This is a genomic window from Candidatus Polarisedimenticolia bacterium (assembly GCA_035764505.1).
Taxonomy (GTDB): domain Bacteria; phylum Acidobacteriota; class Polarisedimenticolia; order Gp22-AA2; family AA152; genus AA152.
The window spans coordinates 1-14,482 of sequence record DASTZC010000052.1 but is presented as its reverse complement, the minus strand read 5'-3'; the positions used below and the strand labels follow the sequence as shown (position 1 = coordinate 14,482).

Annotated in this window: 13 protein-coding genes; 7 read left to right on the top strand and 6 right to left on the bottom strand. The window is 65.9% G+C overall.

The window, feature by feature from the left end:
• Positions 1-644, bottom strand: a 644-nt coding sequence (locus tag VFW45_03545) for a DUF3857 domain-containing protein (GenBank protein HEU5179840.1), incomplete at its 3' end; no start/stop codon positions are given.
• Positions 645-696: 52 nt separating this feature from the next.
• Entirely contained in the window at positions 697-2,067 is a 1,371-nt protein-coding gene (locus VFW45_03540) for a thioredoxin domain-containing protein (GenBank protein HEU5179839.1), read from the bottom strand.
• A 256-nt stretch (positions 2,068-2,323) separates the two neighbouring features.
• Between VFW45_03540 and VFW45_03535 the strand changes: the two genes are divergently transcribed.
• The 5 genes from VFW45_03535 (at position 2,324) to VFW45_03515 (ending at position 7,736) form a co-directional block, all read left to right on the top strand.
• A complete protein-coding gene (locus VFW45_03535) occupies positions 2,324-2,944 on the top strand; it encodes a glutathione S-transferase family protein (GenBank protein ID HEU5179838.1) in 621 nt (206 codons plus the stop codon).
• A 28-nt stretch (positions 2,945-2,972) separates the two neighbouring features.
• Positions 2,973-4,754, top strand: a complete 1,782-nt coding sequence (locus VFW45_03530; protein HEU5179837.1) for a formate--tetrahydrofolate ligase — start codon at positions 2,973-2,975, stop codon at positions 4,752-4,754.
• Between the two features lie 3 nt (positions 4,755-4,757).
• Positions 4,758-5,471, top strand: a complete 714-nt coding sequence (locus VFW45_03525) for a site-2 protease family protein (protein ID HEU5179836.1) — start codon at positions 4,758-4,760, stop codon at positions 5,469-5,471.
• 5 nt (positions 5,472-5,476) lie between these two features.
• A complete protein-coding gene (locus VFW45_03520) occupies positions 5,477-5,905 on the top strand; it encodes a GNAT family N-acetyltransferase (protein ID HEU5179835.1) in 429 nt (142 codons plus the stop codon).
• A 70-nt stretch (positions 5,906-5,975) separates the two neighbouring features.
• Positions 5,976-7,736 (top strand): phosphoenolpyruvate carboxykinase (GTP), encoded by a 1,761-nt coding sequence (locus VFW45_03515; GenBank protein HEU5179834.1) that lies wholly within the window; start codon positions 5,976-5,978, stop codon positions 7,734-7,736.
• Between the two features lie 19 nt (positions 7,737-7,755).
• Here the strand turns inward: VFW45_03515 and VFW45_03510 are convergent, their stop codons facing one another.
• Positions 7,756-8,352: a nitroreductase family protein gene (locus VFW45_03510; GenBank protein HEU5179833.1), complete on the bottom strand. Its 597-nt coding sequence runs from the start codon at positions 8,350-8,352 to the stop codon at positions 7,756-7,758.
• 165 nt (positions 8,353-8,517) lie between these two features.
• Here VFW45_03510 and VFW45_03505 point away from each other — a divergent pair, with 165 nt between their 5' ends.
• Both VFW45_03505 and VFW45_03500 read left to right on the top strand, forming a co-directional pair.
• Entirely contained in the window at positions 8,518-11,055 is a 2,538-nt protein-coding gene (locus VFW45_03505) for an MMPL family transporter (GenBank protein HEU5179832.1), read from the top strand.
• A 47-nt stretch (positions 11,056-11,102) separates the two neighbouring features.
• On the top strand, positions 11,103-12,647 hold the full coding sequence (locus VFW45_03500) for an ABC transporter substrate-binding protein (GenBank protein HEU5179831.1): 1,545 nt from the start codon (positions 11,103-11,105) through the stop codon (positions 12,645-12,647).
• 503 nt (positions 12,648-13,150) lie between these two features.
• Here VFW45_03500 and VFW45_03495 read toward each other — a convergent pair.
• The 3 genes from VFW45_03495 to VFW45_03485 all read right to left on the bottom strand — a co-directional run.
• The gene (locus tag VFW45_03495) at positions 13,151-13,555 is read right to left on the bottom strand and encodes a hypothetical protein (protein HEU5179830.1); all 405 of its coding nucleotides are present in this window, start codon (positions 13,553-13,555) and stop codon (positions 13,151-13,153) included.
• A gap of 59 nt (positions 13,556-13,614) precedes the next feature.
• Positions 13,615-14,016 carry a VOC family protein gene (locus VFW45_03490; GenBank protein ID HEU5179829.1) on the bottom strand — a complete coding sequence of 134 codons (402 nt, stop codon included), beginning with the start codon at positions 14,014-14,016 and terminating at the stop codon, positions 13,615-13,617.
• A gap of 23 nt (positions 14,017-14,039) precedes the next feature.
• Positions 14,040-14,482, bottom strand: a 443-nt coding sequence (locus VFW45_03485) for a hypothetical protein (protein ID HEU5179828.1), incomplete at its 5' end; no start/stop codon positions are given.

Genomic DNA, 14,482 nt, shown 5'->3' with positions numbered 1-14,482 from the left:
GACGTCCTCCAGCGGTAAACTCGGCGACCGTCCTTCTCCTCGACTAGCGGCGGGAATTTGGGCAGTGACTTCACGTTGACGTATTTGGTGATCGGCACGTCGATGGACAACTCCTCGTTTTCGACGATGTCGTCCTGCTCGAAGTCGTAGGTGGTCCAGAAATGGCCCGGCGACACGGCGACGAATTGCTCCACCTGGATCTCGTACTCGAGGGTGAGCCCGGGGCGCAGCCCCGGCACGATCACGTGTTTCTGCCGGATGTCGCTGTACAGCGGCGCGAAGCGCGAGACCGGGGACGACATGTCCTGGATGGCGCTGCCGGGGATCTCGATCGCGCTCCCGTCCGGCTTGCGCAGCCGACCGGTGAAGGTGAGACGTTCGAAGTCCGAGTTGTAGTTCAGGACCAGCTGTCCCAGCTGCTGGAGCGCTCCTTCCGCCTGGACCCGGACCCGCATCTCGATGCGCCTCGCTCCGGTGCCGTCGGCCTCGAAGCGCATCGAGCTTCGAATGCTTTCGACGACGAAGAGCTCGTGGGAGGAATCCGGCGGGGACGCCTTGGGCGCCGGTGCCGTTTGCGGCTGGCCGGCCATGGCCGGCGCCGACCACGCCAGGAGGAATGCGCAGCAAAACCGAGCGAGCTTCATCGCGCCGCCTTCGCGGGGACAGCTTTGTCTTTTCACCGGGAACGTGAGGATTCTATCGCAAGTCGGCCGCCTGCCGACTCAGTCTTTTCCTGCTTCGAGCAGCTTCTCGATGGCTTTCGCGAGGGAGGCGGGGTCGGAGGCGCGAGAAGGCTTCGCTGCCGTCGGCAGCATAGACCTTCACATAGGGAAGGGAAGGGACGCCGCTGAGGTAGTGGCGCGCGATTGCGCTGTCCCAATCGACGACGTTCACCTTGCGGACGGCGAGATTCGGGAAGCGGCGCAGGAGGTCCATCAGGCGCTTGTCCAGATCCTTGCAGGGAATACACCAGGGCGCCCAGAAGTCGAACACGGTCACCTTGCCGGCCACCGGTGTCAGCTCCGCGTCTTCTCCCTGGTGCACCGCTTCGTCGAGATCGATCCCTGCCGAACCCGCCGCGCCGGGAGCCGGGCGATCCTCGGGAGCCGCAGTGGCGGGATGCGCGCCTGGCGGCGCAGCTTCCTCCTCCCCATGCTCGTGCTCGTCGTGCAGCTCGAAGGAGCGCGCGAAGCCGAGCTCGAAGATCGCCGGAAAATCGAGCTCACCCCCCTCGACGTGGGTGTACAACGGCACCTTCACCGTCCCCGTCAGGAACCACTCCTTGGAAATCCGCACCGCACCGTTGGTGTCAAGATAGATATCGCGCCGCCCCTGGTTGCCGTCGGAGCGGTGGATGACGCCGTTCCAATGCTCCGCCTGCTCCTGCTGTCCCTCGAGGCCGCCGCGCACCGACCAGGGGCGCCCTCCCGCGCCGCGATAGCTCATCCCGGCGCCGAGCCCGTAGCGGTTTCCCGCCTCGTATCCCTTCGAGCTCTCGTAGAGGACCAGGTAGCTGATCCCCCAGGCGTCGAACATCCACTGGTCCATCGGACGGCGCACGCCGAAGCCGAGGACCGGGTTCACCGTGCCGGTGCCGAACTGGATGTGCTCGTGCACTTGCCCTTCCTCCGCCAGGGCGAAAGGATCCTCCTCGGTGTGCCCGACCGGCAGCGTCAATCCGGCCCGCAGGTCGTAGCCCCAGCTCCCCGCCATGCCGCCGAAGCGGCCCAGGACCCACGGGTCGGCAACCCCGTACAGCGTCTCGTCGCGATGGTGGATGTTCTCGTAATCGAGCGTGATCTCGTTGCCGTCCAGGTCGCGGTAGGTGATGTTGGTCTGCACCCTGCGGAACGGTATGAGCGCCACCAGCGCCCAGCGGGGCGTGAGCCCCAGCTCGAGGTTGGCCCGCAGCTCGGAGAGGTCGATGGTCTGGTCGTGGATCTGCGGCGGTTCGTCGCGGATGTCGCAGATCGGCCCGATGTCGGGGCAGGCTTCCACGTGCTGCGTCGAAAGGGGGATGAGGGAGTAGGAGAACTGCGTGTAGAGATGACCCGGCTCGATGTTCATCAGGGCGAGCCTGCCGACCGGCAGGTTGGGGTTGGTTCACCCGGCTCACCCCGCGCCGGCGCCGGCCGGGGACCAGGCTGCGACGGCCAGGGCGACGAGGAGCAGGATGCGCGGGAAAAAGCCGCCGGGACTCTTCATCCGGAGAATTTAGCGGACCGCGGAAGACGCGGTCAAACGCCGGAATGCGACGGATGGCCGATCTGCGTTAGGATCCGCCCTGGACTCCCTTCGCAACCGGCGAGCCGAGGAGCTTCGAGTGATCCGCCTCTATACGGTCCTGAATTCATCCAACACCGAAAGGGTGGCCCTGGCCCTCGCCCACAAGGGGCTGACGGCGAACGAGATCGTCGTCCCGAACGAGGACCGCAGTGAGGTGCGCAAAGTGAGCGGCCAGGACCTGGTCCCGGTCCTGGTGGACGGCAGCAAGATCGTTTTCGATTCGATGGAGATCGTCCGCTACCTCGAGGAGAGCTATCCCGAGCGGCCGCACCTCTACCCCGAGGACCCGGCGCGCCGAGCGGAGTGCCTGATTTTCATCGACTGGTTCAACCGCGTCTGGAAGCGGCCGCCGAACGAGATCGCCGACGAGCTGCGCAAGCCCCCCGCTGCAGTGAACCGTGAGCGGGTCGAGCGGCTGGGTGCCGCCATGCAGGGCTATCTCGACCTGTTCGAGCAGATGCTGTGGGGACGTGAACACCTGATGGGCGAGTATGGGGCGGCCGACATGGCCGCCTTCCCGTTCCTGAAGTATGCCGTCATCCCGCCGCCCGGCGACTACCTCTTCCATCGCGTGCTGAAAGAGAACCAGGAGCCGGGCCAGACGCACCCGCGGCTGGTCGAATGGATCGCCCGCGTCGATCGGCGGCCCCGCGCCTGAGCGGCCGCCGTTTTTCCGAGGTTTGAACATGCCGAAAGAACAGCCGGCCGATTACGTCATCGCGACGCAGGCTCTCAAGAAGATGCGTCCCATCGAGGAAATCGCGCGCGCCATGGGCCTGCCGACCGGGTCCGCCGATTTCTTCTCCTACAATGGGCGTTACGCCAAGGTGTCCCACCGTCTCGCTGCCGAGCGCCAGGGCGAGAACCGCAACGGCAAGGTGATCCTGGTCACCGGGATGAACCCCACGCCGGCGGGCAGCGGCAAGACGCTCACCACCATCACCCTGACCGACGGATTGAACCTGCTCTTCAAGAGGCGCTCCCAGGCGCGCCGCGCCAGCTTCGTGCTGCGCGAGCCGAGCATGGGGCCGACGCTGTCGGTCAAAGGAGGGGCCTGTGGCGGCGGCTACAGCCAGGTCCTGCCGATGGAGGAGATCAACCTGCACTTCACCGGCGACATCGCCGCCGTGACCGAGACTCACAATCTCCTCTGGTGCATGCTCATGGCGTACCTTTCCACGCCGGGAGAGCGCAAGCGCATCGCGCTGGACAGCATCGAGTGGCCGCGTGCCGTGGACCTGTGCGACCGCAGCCTGCGGCAGGTGGTCCTCGCGCCGGAGGGGCGCATCCGGGAAGGGAAGCCGACGCTGCGGGGCGGCTCGGTGATCACCGCCGCCAGCGAGCTGATGGCGGTTCTGGGGCTGGCGAGCGACATGGAGGATTTGGGGACGCGCCTGGGGCGCATCCGCGTGGCGCGCTACGAGGACGGCACGCCGGTGACGGCCGCGAGCCTGGGGGTGGTGGGTGCGATGCAGGCGCTGCTGAAGCAGGCGATCAACCCCAACTTCGTGCAGACCATCGCCGGGAGCGGCGGGTTCATCCACACCGGCCCCTTCGCCAACATCGCGCACGGTAACAGCAGCCTGGTGGCCCTGGCGCTGGCCCGGAAGCACGCCGATTTCGTGGTGACCGAGGGGGGCTTCGGGGCCGATCTCGGGGCGCAGAAGTTCTTCGACGTGGTCTGCCGACTGACAAAGGTGCGTCCCGGCGCCGCCGTCCTGGTCTTCTCGACCCGCGACCTCAAGTATCACGGAGGCGCCAAACCGGTCGGCGCGGAGGGCTCGCCGGGCCAGAAGTGGCGCTTCGCCCCCGATCGCGAGGCCTGCCTGCGCGGCATGGAGAACCTCAAGATCCACGCCGAGAACCTGAAGGCCTACGGCGTGAGGGTGGTGGCGGCGATGAACCGCTTCGCCATCGATGAGGAAGATGAGGTACGCTTCTGCCTGAAAGCGATCCAGGAGCGCCTCGGAATCCCCGCGGTGGTCCAGACCGGCCATTCCGACGGGGCGGAAGGGGGACTCGAGCTGGCCGAGGCGGTGGTCCGCGAAGCCGAGGCCTCCGGGAACGGCGAGTCGTTCAAGATGCTCTATCCCGACGACGCCCCGCTCAAGGAGAAGATCGAGGCGGTGGCCCGGACGATCTACCGGGCCGAAGGGGTGGAATACGCTCCCGAGGCGGCCAGCGCCCTGGAGCGGATCGAAGCCGAGTATTCCTCCCGGCTCAACGTCGTGCTCAGCAAGACGCAATTCAGCCTGTCCGACAACAAAGACATGCTCGGCGTGCCGCCGCCCCGCAAGGTGAAGGTGACGGGGGTCCTCTACCGCGGCGGCGCCGGCTGGGTCACGGTGCTGCTCGGCGATGTGTTGCTGATGCCCGGGACGAACTACGACACCTGCGCGGCGCGCCGCCTGAATCTGAAGGCCGATCCCGAGGTCTTCGGCGGGTTCATCGTGGAGAATCTGCAGTAGCCCATGGAACCGCAGATGCTCCTGGACGGCTTGTTCTGGTTCGTCGCCTTCCTCTTTTCCACCACCGTGCACGAAGCGGCGCACGCCCTGGCGGCGAAGCTCGGCGGGGACCCCACCGCCTACCTCGGGGGCCAGGTGTCCCTGTCTCCCGCCCCGCACATCCGCCGCGAGCCGATCGGCATGCTCGTGGTTCCGCTGCTCACGGCGGCGACCTCGGGCTGGGCCATGGGCTGGGCCAGCGCGCCGTACGATCCCTACTGGGCCGATCGCTATCCGAAGCGCGCCGCCTGGATGGCCGCTGCCGGGCCGGCGGGGAACTTCTGCCTCGCGATCATTTCATGGCTGCTCCTTCGAGTCGGGCTGGCAAGCGGCTACTTCGTCGCCCCGAGCATGGTCAACTTCAATCATCTGGTGGTCCCGGCAGCCGGCGGCTCCGGAACCCTCGCAGCATTTCTGGGGCAGGCCCTGTCGGTGCTGCTGATGGAGAATGTGATCCTCGGGACTTTCAACCTCATCCCGCTGCCGCCGCTCGACGGCTCGGCGGCCATCGGGGTCTTCCTACCCGAGAAGACCGCCCACTCGGTGCACCGCCTGGCGCGCTCGCCGCAGTTTTCCCTGGTCGGGCTGCTGGTGGCCTGGCAGGTCTTTCCGCGGTTCAGCGGGCCTCTCTTTTCCCTGGTCATCCGCCTGCTCCACCCGGGGGTCTCCTACTCTTGAGCGGTGTGTTCATCCGCGCGGCCCGCCTCGAAGATGCGCGGTCTCTCGCCGATCTGGCGACGCAGCTGAGCTATCCCTCGACCCCGGAGCAAATCGTCGCGCGACTCGATCGAGTGCTTGGGTATGAGGAGCACGCCGTCCTCGTGGCTGAGGACGACGAGAAGGGGGTGGTCGGGTGGGCCCATGTCTATGTCCATCGCGGCATCGAGATGGATGGGCGCGCCGAGCTGGCCGGCCTGGTCGTCGACGAGCAGCATCGCGGCACGGGCATCGGGGAGACGCTGATGCAGGCGGTGGAAGCCTGGGCGCTCGAGCACGGCTGCGCCTCGGTCGGGCTGCGCTCCAATGTCATCCGCGAGCGGGCCCACGCCTTCTACCGCCGCCTGGGCTACAAGCAGGTCAAGACGCAGCACGCCTTCCGGAAGGAATTGTAGGGCCGGCGGACAGCCCCCTTGGATCTGGGTACAATACCGGCGACGGACGGTGCGTCCCAGAAAGGATTCCTTGAGCGGCAATTCGGCTCTTTCGGCGTGGGTGGAGGACTGCGAGCGGCTCTGCCGGCCCGACGAGGTGGTCTGGTGCGACGGCAGCCCGGATGAGCGGGAGCGCCTGACCCAGAAGGCGATTCTCTCCGGCGACCTGATCTCCCTGGATCAGGAAAGGCTCCCGGGCTGTACGCTGCACCGCAGCAACCCCAACGACGTGGCCCGCACCGAGGGGGTCACCTACATCTGCTGCCCGCGCCGCGAGGACGCCGGCCCCACCAACAATTGGATGGATCCCTCGGAGGCCTACCGCCGCGTCGGCACCATCCTCGATTCCTGCATGCGCGGCCGGACGATGTACGTGGTCCCATTCCTGATGGGCCCGCCTGGCTCCCCGTTCAGCCGCATCGGCGTCGAGCTGACCGACAGCGTCTACGTGGCGCTGAGCATGGGACTGATGACCCGCATGGGCCGCGTGGCGCTGGAGCAGCTCGGCTCCTCGGAGCGGTTCACCCGCGGGCTGCACTCGAAGGCCGATCTCAATCCGGAGCGGCGCTACATCTGCCATTTTCCGCAGGACGACACGATCTGGAGCGTCGGCTCGGGCTACGGCGGCAACGCGCTGCTTTCCAAGAAATGCCTGGCGCTGCGCCTGGCCAGTGTTCTGGGGCGCGAGCAGGGATGGCTCGCCGAGCACATGCTCATCGTCGGCGTCGAGGATCCCTCGGGAAGGGTGCGCTACCTGGCGGGGGCTTTCCCGAGCGCCTGCGGCAAGACCAATCTGGCGATGCTGGTTCCGCCCGAGCGTCTCAAGGGATGGCGGGTCTGGACCGTGGGGGACGACATCGCCTGGCTGCGGCCCGGGGCCGACGGCCGGCTCTATGCGGTGAACCCCGAGGCGGGCTTCTTCGGCGTCGCCCCGGGTACCAGCATGAAGTCGAATCCCAACGCGGCGACGGCGATTCAGTCCGGCACCATTTTCACCAACGTGGCGCTCAAGCCTGATGGCACCGTCTGGTGGGAAGGGCTCGAAGATCCGCCGCCCCAGTGCATCGACTGGAAGGGGCAGGCATGGACTCCCGGCACCCCGACCCCCGCCGCCCACCCCAACAGCCGATTCACCGTCGACATCCACCGCTGCCCCAGCTTCTCGCCCGAATGGGACAATCCGCAAGGGGTGCCGCTCAGTGCCATCCTGTTCGGCTCGCGCCGAGCGTCGGTGGTGCCGCTGGTCTACCAGTCCTTCGACTGGCGGCACGGCACCTTCCTGGGAGCGACCCTCTCCTCGGAGACCACCGCGGCGGCCACCGGGCAGGTAGGCGTGGTGCGCCGCGATCCTTTCGCCATGCTCCCTTTCTGCGGCTACAACATGGCCGATTACTTCGGGCACTGGCTGGAGATCGGCCGCCGCCTCTCGTCGCCGCCGAAGATTTTCCGGGTGAACTGGTTCCGGAGGGGCAGCGACGGGCGCTTTCTGTGGCCCGGCTTCGGGGAAAATCTCAGAGTCCTGCAGTGGGTCCTGGATCGCGCCGAAGGAAACGGCGAGGCGCGCGACACCCCCATCGGATGGCTCCCCACCGAGTCGGGGCTGGACCTGGAGGGATTGAACATCAGCCCGCGCGACACCCAGGAGCTGCTGGCCGTCGATCCGGCCCAATGGCTCGGCGCGCTGGAGAGCCAGCAGCAGTTCCTGGAGAAATTCGGAGCGCGCATGCCTGCGGAGATGTGGGAGGAGCACCACGCTCTGGCGCGGCGCCTCGCCGCGCCGCCTCCAGCCTAGAACCTTCGATGGGAGCTGCTCAGCGCTTCCTTCCGTTGCCCCACTTCCCTTGGAAAGCCCACTCCTCCACCGCCTTGCGCGTGCGTGTGCCGCGCTCGCGCTCCTGAAGCGGATCGGGCAATGCCTCGATCTTCCCGGGGTAGCCCAGCGCAATCATGGCCATCGGAGTGTTGCCTTCGGGGATGCCGAACAGGCGGCGCGCCTTGTCGGCGTCGAAGCCCGCCATCTGGTGGGTCACCAGCCCCATCTCGGTCCCCTGCAGCACCAGGTTCTCCGAGGCCAGGCCGACGTCATGCTGGGCGTGACGGTTCGGCTTCCCTTTGTGGATGAAGTGCTCGCGGGCCACGGAAAGCAGCAACAGCGGCGCTTTCCTGGCCCAGGCGTTGCCTTCCACCAGGCAGGAGCGGGCTTGCTCGAGAGCTTCCGGATCGGAGCCGTCGAAGACCAGGTAATTCCAGGGTTGGTCGTTGTTGCTGGAGGGGGCCCAGCGCGCCGCTTCGAGCAAGGCGTCCAGCTTCTCAGGCTCCACCATCCGGTCCGGATCGAGAGCGCGGGCGCTCCACCTCCGGGCCAGCAGTGGATGGATCGGGACCGGGGTCGGTGCGGGCTTTTCCATGTTGGTCTCCAATGCGCTCGCATGATCATAACCTGAAGAATCCTTCCGGGCTCGCAACGTCGGCCGCGGTCACATAAGGACGGCGACAGCGAGCGTTTCCGCTTGCCCCGCTGCCCCTTTTGCTGGACAATCACCCGCCATTTCGCCCCGGAGAGTGCCGCCAAAGTGAAGGGTTCCATCAAGCAGGGACTTTTCCTGCGCATCGAGCGCCTCGCCACCCGGCACTACCGGATGGTGTTCCTCATCACCGTCCTGTTCGTGGCGCTCTCCATCCTGCTGGGAAGCCGCCTGACGCTGGACGGCGATGTCCTGGCGCTTCTTCCCAAGAACAACGTCGCCATCAACTCCTTCCGCGACGCCCTGAAGGATTTCGGGGGGCTCGACTACCTGCTGGTGGTGCTCGAGACCAAGGACGGCCAAAGCGCCGAAGACCTGCAGGAATTCGCCGACCTGCTGGCGCTCCGGCTGCAGAAGATCCCGGAAATCCGCTACGTCGAGCACCGCCTCGACACCTCGGGCCCCTTCTTCGAGTTCTTCCGCCGCAACGAGCTTCTCTTTCTTCCGCCCGACAAGCTTCCCGAGCTGGAGGCGCGCTTCACCGATGCCGCCATCCGGCGCCGCGTCCAGGAGAACGCCGACCAGCTCTCGGGACCGTCGTCCTTCGTGGTCAAGAAGATCCTCCAGGAGGACCCTTTCTGGATCAGCCCGCTTTTGCTGCGCGAGATTCTGCGCAGCAAAGGGGCGCTCAAAGTGGACCTCGAGAGCGGCTACTACCTGTCTCCCGACGGCGGCGCGCTGCTGATGATTGCCAAGCCGATCAAGCCGCCGCAGGACATCGATTTCACCAAGAAGCTGATGGAGAAGGTCCGCAAGGCGGAGCAGGAGGCGGCCGGGGAGATTCAGGGCGAGAACGGCGCGCCGGAGGTCTCGTTCGGGGGCGGCTACATGATCGCCCTCGAGGACAACAACCTGATTCGCCAGGACATGACGCGCAACGGCACGCTGTCGTTCCTGGTGATCGTCGCTCTGTACGCCTTCTGCTACCGGCGCTTCGGCGCCATCCTCTACTCCTCCGTTCCGCTCCTGGTGGGGCAGTTCCTCACTTTGGGGGTCGCCTACCTCTGCCTCGGGCACATCAATTCGGCGACCACCGGTTTCTGGGCCATGCTGATGGGACTGGGGACGGACTTCACCATCGTGATGTACGCCCGCTACGTGGAGGAGCGGCAGGCGGGACACAGTCTCGAGGAGGCGCTCTCCCTGATGATGGGCACCACGGCCTTCGGCGTGTTCACCGGGGCGATCACCTCGGCCGGAACCTTCTACGCCATGTGCGTGACGGAGTACAAGGGGCTGAAGGACTTCGGCTTCCTGGTCGGGACCGGGATCCTGCTCTGCCTGGTGGCCATCCTGTTCCTGCTGCCGGCGATGATCGCCTGGAACGAGGGGCGCAAGCGCAGCAAGGACGTGACGAAGCGGCTTTACCTCCACTCCTTCGGGATCCAGAGGCTGATCAGCTGGAGCACCGCGCATCCCCGTCTCGTCGTGGGCGCCTCGATCGTGATCACGGCCGTGGCGGGGGTGCTGGCCACGAAGGTCGAGTTCAGCGAGAACGTGCAGGACCTGCGCTCTCCCAACAACCGCGGCATCCTGATCCAGGAGAAGGTCTCGCGCCGCTTCGGGGCCGCCTTCAATCCGATGATGGTGGTGTGCACCGGGCGCGACGCGGACGAGGTGATGGAGAAGAACCGCGAGGTGAACCGCAAGCTGGAGACCTTCGTGTCGAACGGCACGCTGCTGGGGTACGAGTCGATCCTGACCTACCTGCCGGCGCGCCAGGACCAGGAGGCGGTGATCCAGGCGCTGCAGAACGGATCCGGAGGACCCTACGACATCCACCGCATCGAGAAGACCTTCCGCGCGTCGCTGCAGGAGAGCGGTTTCCGCGAGGGAAGCTACGATGAGTATCTGAAAACCCTGCCGGCCACCCTCCATCCTACCCGCACGATGACGCTCGACGACCTGCGCACCGCGGGGCTGGAGCCGTTCGTGAGCCGCTACGTGAAAGGGGATGGAGGCTCGATACGCACCGTGACCTACCTCTTCCCGGCCGACGTGGCGGCGAAGCGTCATGCGCCGCCGGAGCTGGTCCGCGCCGTCCACGATCCCGACCATGGCGTGCAGATCACCGGGGTGAATATCGCCAGCACCGAGATGCGGCGCATCTTCCGGCGCGACGCATGGCGGGCGGTGTTGCTGGGGCTGGCCCTGGTGACGGTCTTGCTCTATCTCGATTTCCGCAGCGCCTGGCTCACGACGCTGGCGATGATCCAGCTGCTCACCGGCGTGGTCTGGATGCTGGCCGGGATGCAGGCCGTGGGGATCAAGATGAACTTCGTCAACGCTTTCGTCACCACCATGATCCTCGGCGTCGGGATCGACTACGGCATCCACATCATCCACCGGATCTCGCAGGAAGGGCTGGACAACCCGGAAGGCTTGCTGGAGACGGGGAAGGCCGTGGTCATGGCGGCCCTCAGCAACGTCGCCGGGTTCGGCACCGTCGGTCTTTCGAACTATCCCGGCCTGCAGTCGATGGGGATGGTCTGCGTCATCGGCTCGGTCACCTGCCTGATCACGGCGCTCACCACGCTTCCCGCGCTGATGGTAGCCACTCATTCATGGAAAGAACGACGCCGTTGAGCCTGAGACCGCGGTCCGTCCTCGGCGTTTTTCGCAGACGGACGGGCGTGCTGGCGGCGATCGCGGTGCTGGCTCTTTGCGCAGGCTGCCCCTCCCGCACCCCGGGGCCACGCCCGCCCGCTCCCGCCGAACCGCCGTCTTCCTCACCGGCGCCGCCGCACGAAGCCCGGGAGAGCGCTCCCGAGGAAGGCGGCGACGCGACCTTCGCGCTGGAGGATCCCTTCACCACCGTCTCGGGCGCCCGGATGTTCACCTCGAGCGACCGGATTCTGCGGGACCTCGCCTTTCACGGGCTGACACGGCTCGATCCGGGAGGCAAGGTGGAAGGGGAGCTGGCCGAGAAATGGGAAGCGCTTCGCGGAGGCAGCGAATGGGTGTTCCACCTGCGGCCCAACACCGCCTTCTCCAACGGGCGCTACGTCGAGGCGCGTCACGTCGTCGCCTCCTGGGAGAAGCTCATTCAGCAGTCCGAATCGCTGCAGGCCTGGCTGCTCGAAGCGGTCAAGGGATTCGAGGAGACTCGCGCCGGCGACACGGCGCACGTCTCGGGACTGATCCTGGAGGACGGCCTGACCCTGCGGGTGGTCCTGAAATGGCCCGTGAAGGGCTTCGCGGCGCGGCTGGCGCATCCGGCGCTCGGGATCTCGGCGTTCGGGGAGGACGAGTCGGGCGTCGGCCCCTTCGAGATCTGGGGCGCGCCGAAGGCGACCCTCATCGTGGTTCGAAGCAATGCCGAGTACTTCCGCGGGCTGCCGCACCTGGATGAGATCGGCTTCGTCCGGGGCGAGGCGGCCTCCGAGGCGAAGCTGTCGACCGGGCAGCTGGATGCCGCGGTCGTGCCTCCCGGGGACAAGCCGGCCGTGACTCCCACGACCAAGGTCTTCGGCCACGCCGCTGGAAGGACCTATCTCCTCGGCCTGGACCGCGGGGCCGCGCCCTTCTCCAATGCCGAGACGACGGCAAAGTTTATCGCTTCGCTGGATCGGGAGGCAATCCGTTCCGCGGCGGGAGGAGAGAGCGCTCGCTTTCCGGAAGGGCTGATCGACCGAGAGGAGGGCCACCGTCGGGAGCTATCCGCCCCGAAAAAAACCTCCCCACCGCCCGCCCCGGCCACCCGGCTCGATCTGCTGCTGGTGGATGGCGATCCGGTCGCGGCCGCGGTTGCGGGAAAGCTCCTTGGGGCTGCCCCGAAAGGGGGCGGCAGGGTGATTCCCCACCCGGTCCGGGCCTCCGAGTTCCTATCCGCCATGGCGCGCCGTGAATTCCACGCCTTTCTCCTTCCGATCGTGCGGGTAAGCGAAGATCCCCTGGTCCAGCTCGAGTCGCTGGTCCAGCTGAACCGAAGCATTCCCGACACGGTGAAGAGCCGCTTGCGGGAGCTGGAACAGGAAGCGGATGCCGCCCGCCTGGCGGAGGGAATCTCGCAGGTCGAGGGCAGCCTCATCGCGGAAGGGTACCTGGTTCCACTGGTCACGGCGCCACGCAGGTTGCTGGTAGTCAAGGGGATTTGCGGCCTGCGGGGCGATCCGGTTGGGATGCTGGATTGGACACGGCTGTGGAAAAGCAGGCAGCGTTCGGGCGATTGTGACTGACGGGAAAATGCCCGAGCTGAGTCTGGATCCCGCGCGGCGCCAGGCCGGGTTTCGCCCCTCCACAGTGCACCTTCCAGGCAGGCCAAAGGCCCTCTGAACGCATTTCTCGCAACAAGCTGTTTCAATTCAATTCGTTCGAAAATGCCCGCGACGCGGATTTCGGCCAGTCTCCAGAAATCGCAGGGGAAGGGAAAGAAGTGAAGGGGCGGGCGTTTCCGTGTCGGTTATCAGCACACGCCGGCGTGACCAATAATCGACACGATCCGCGGAAGTTTGCATTTCACTTGGATTTACCCTAGATTATGCCGCGACCGGACCGTGCTTCCCGAGCCGACGGTCGGCAAATGGGAAGCGCCCTCCACGCGAAGAAAGGGCCCCAACCCACCCATGGAAACCCTCCTCCTCCTCCTCGCCATCGTCCTGAGCATCGCACTGAGTCTGGGTCTGGGCGCCGGGCTCCTCACCTTGCTGCTTCGCCTGATACAGACGCACTAAGCCTTTCTTCAAGAGCCTTTTCCAGCTGAGCCTTCGTCCAGCCATTTGAGGGCATCCTCCAGAATCCGGAAGACCTTCACCTCTTTGCTGCTCCTCGGGTTCATCCCGCGGTAAGCCTCGTACATCCGACCCAGACCGAAGGCCAGGTCGCTGCCCGCAACGATGGCGAACTTCGACGGAGTCTTTCCTGGATCCATCTCCGCGGAGAGATTCGCCAGGTCGCGCACCCGGTCCATCGAAGGCAAGGCGATTTGCTCCACGCCCCGCATGTCGATCAGCTCGCTGTAGCCCCGGGTGTCCTCCCGCGACCAGACTTCCCGCTGGTAACCGAAGACATCCTCGTCGGTAAGGACCCCAAATCCCTTCGCGAAGACGGTCTTACGCTCGTGGTCGATCTTGTAGGTGATTGGCATCACAGGCCTCCGGACGGCAGGATCCGCCGCCGCACCCCCTGTATACGCGAGCCCCGGATTCAGAGGATCTCATCATAGCCCCGACCCAGGAACTGAATCAGGCAAAAACCATGGCCGAACGGATCGGCCATCTGGACGATCCGGCCCCATCGGCGCGTCTGGATCGGCACCTCCAGCGTCGCGCCCGCGGCACGGGCGCGCTCCTGTGCCGCTTCGACATCTTCCACGACGATATCGAGGTGCACCGGCGTCCAGTGCCGCGCGTAGCTGCGCTCCTGCGAGGTGGCGGGCGACGCAGCCGTCCCCGCCGCCCGCGCCAGCAGGAAAACCGCGCTCGACCCCCCGAGCATCTCCACCCCCATCTCCCCGAACCGCCTCCCCACCCGCAACCCGAGCCCCTCGCGATAGAAACCAACCGCTCGCTCCAGATCATCAACGTCGATGTTGACCAGCAGATCCACGGCGGAATCTCCACTCTCGCGAACTAAAAGGGATGTTGGGCGGCCCACGGTGGAAGACCGCCAGGAATTCGCTTGACCTTTGCACCTGTCTCGCTGAATTCGCTCCGAAACTTCTCCACGAGCTGCGGATACTGAGGCCCCAAGGCAATGAAGGTTCCCGCGACTCCAAGTCCAGTGATAGGCACGCCCGTAATGAATTTGAAGACAGTTGCCTCCTCGTACCAGCGAAGAGACGTTGCCTGAAAGTCTAGATAGGCGATTTCTGCCCATGCTTTGACGATCGCCTTCGAAATATCCTGAAGGCTTGAGACTGCTGGCCCTATCGTGACCAAGCCGTTGACCATCGATTGCGCGTCTTCCATTGTGCTGATCGTGACGGATCGGAGCGATGGTTGCTGGGCAGCTAGAAAGTGGTGGCAATCTTCGACAAAGCCATGCAGATTGTCACCGGTGCTGAGCTGGCAAT

Bases quoted from the DNA above. Each gene is read 5' to 3' on its own strand.
- VFW45_03540 (HEU5179839.1), bottom strand. From the start codon at position 2,067: ATGAACATCGAGCCGGGTCATCTCTACACGCAGTTCTCCTACTCCCTC.
- VFW45_03530 (HEU5179837.1), top strand. From the start codon at position 2,973: ATGCCGAAAGAACAGCCGGCCGATTACGTCATCGCGACGCAGGCTCTC.
- VFW45_03525 (HEU5179836.1), top strand. From the start codon at position 4,758: ATGGAACCGCAGATGCTCCTGGACGGCTTGTTCTGGTTCGTCGCCTTC.
- VFW45_03510 (HEU5179833.1), bottom strand. From the start codon at position 8,352: ATGGAAAAGCCCGCACCGACCCCGGTCCCGATCCATCCACTGCTGGCC.
- VFW45_03495 (HEU5179830.1), bottom strand. From the start codon at position 13,555: ATGCCAATCACCTACAAGATCGACCACGAGCGTAAGACCGTCTTCGCG.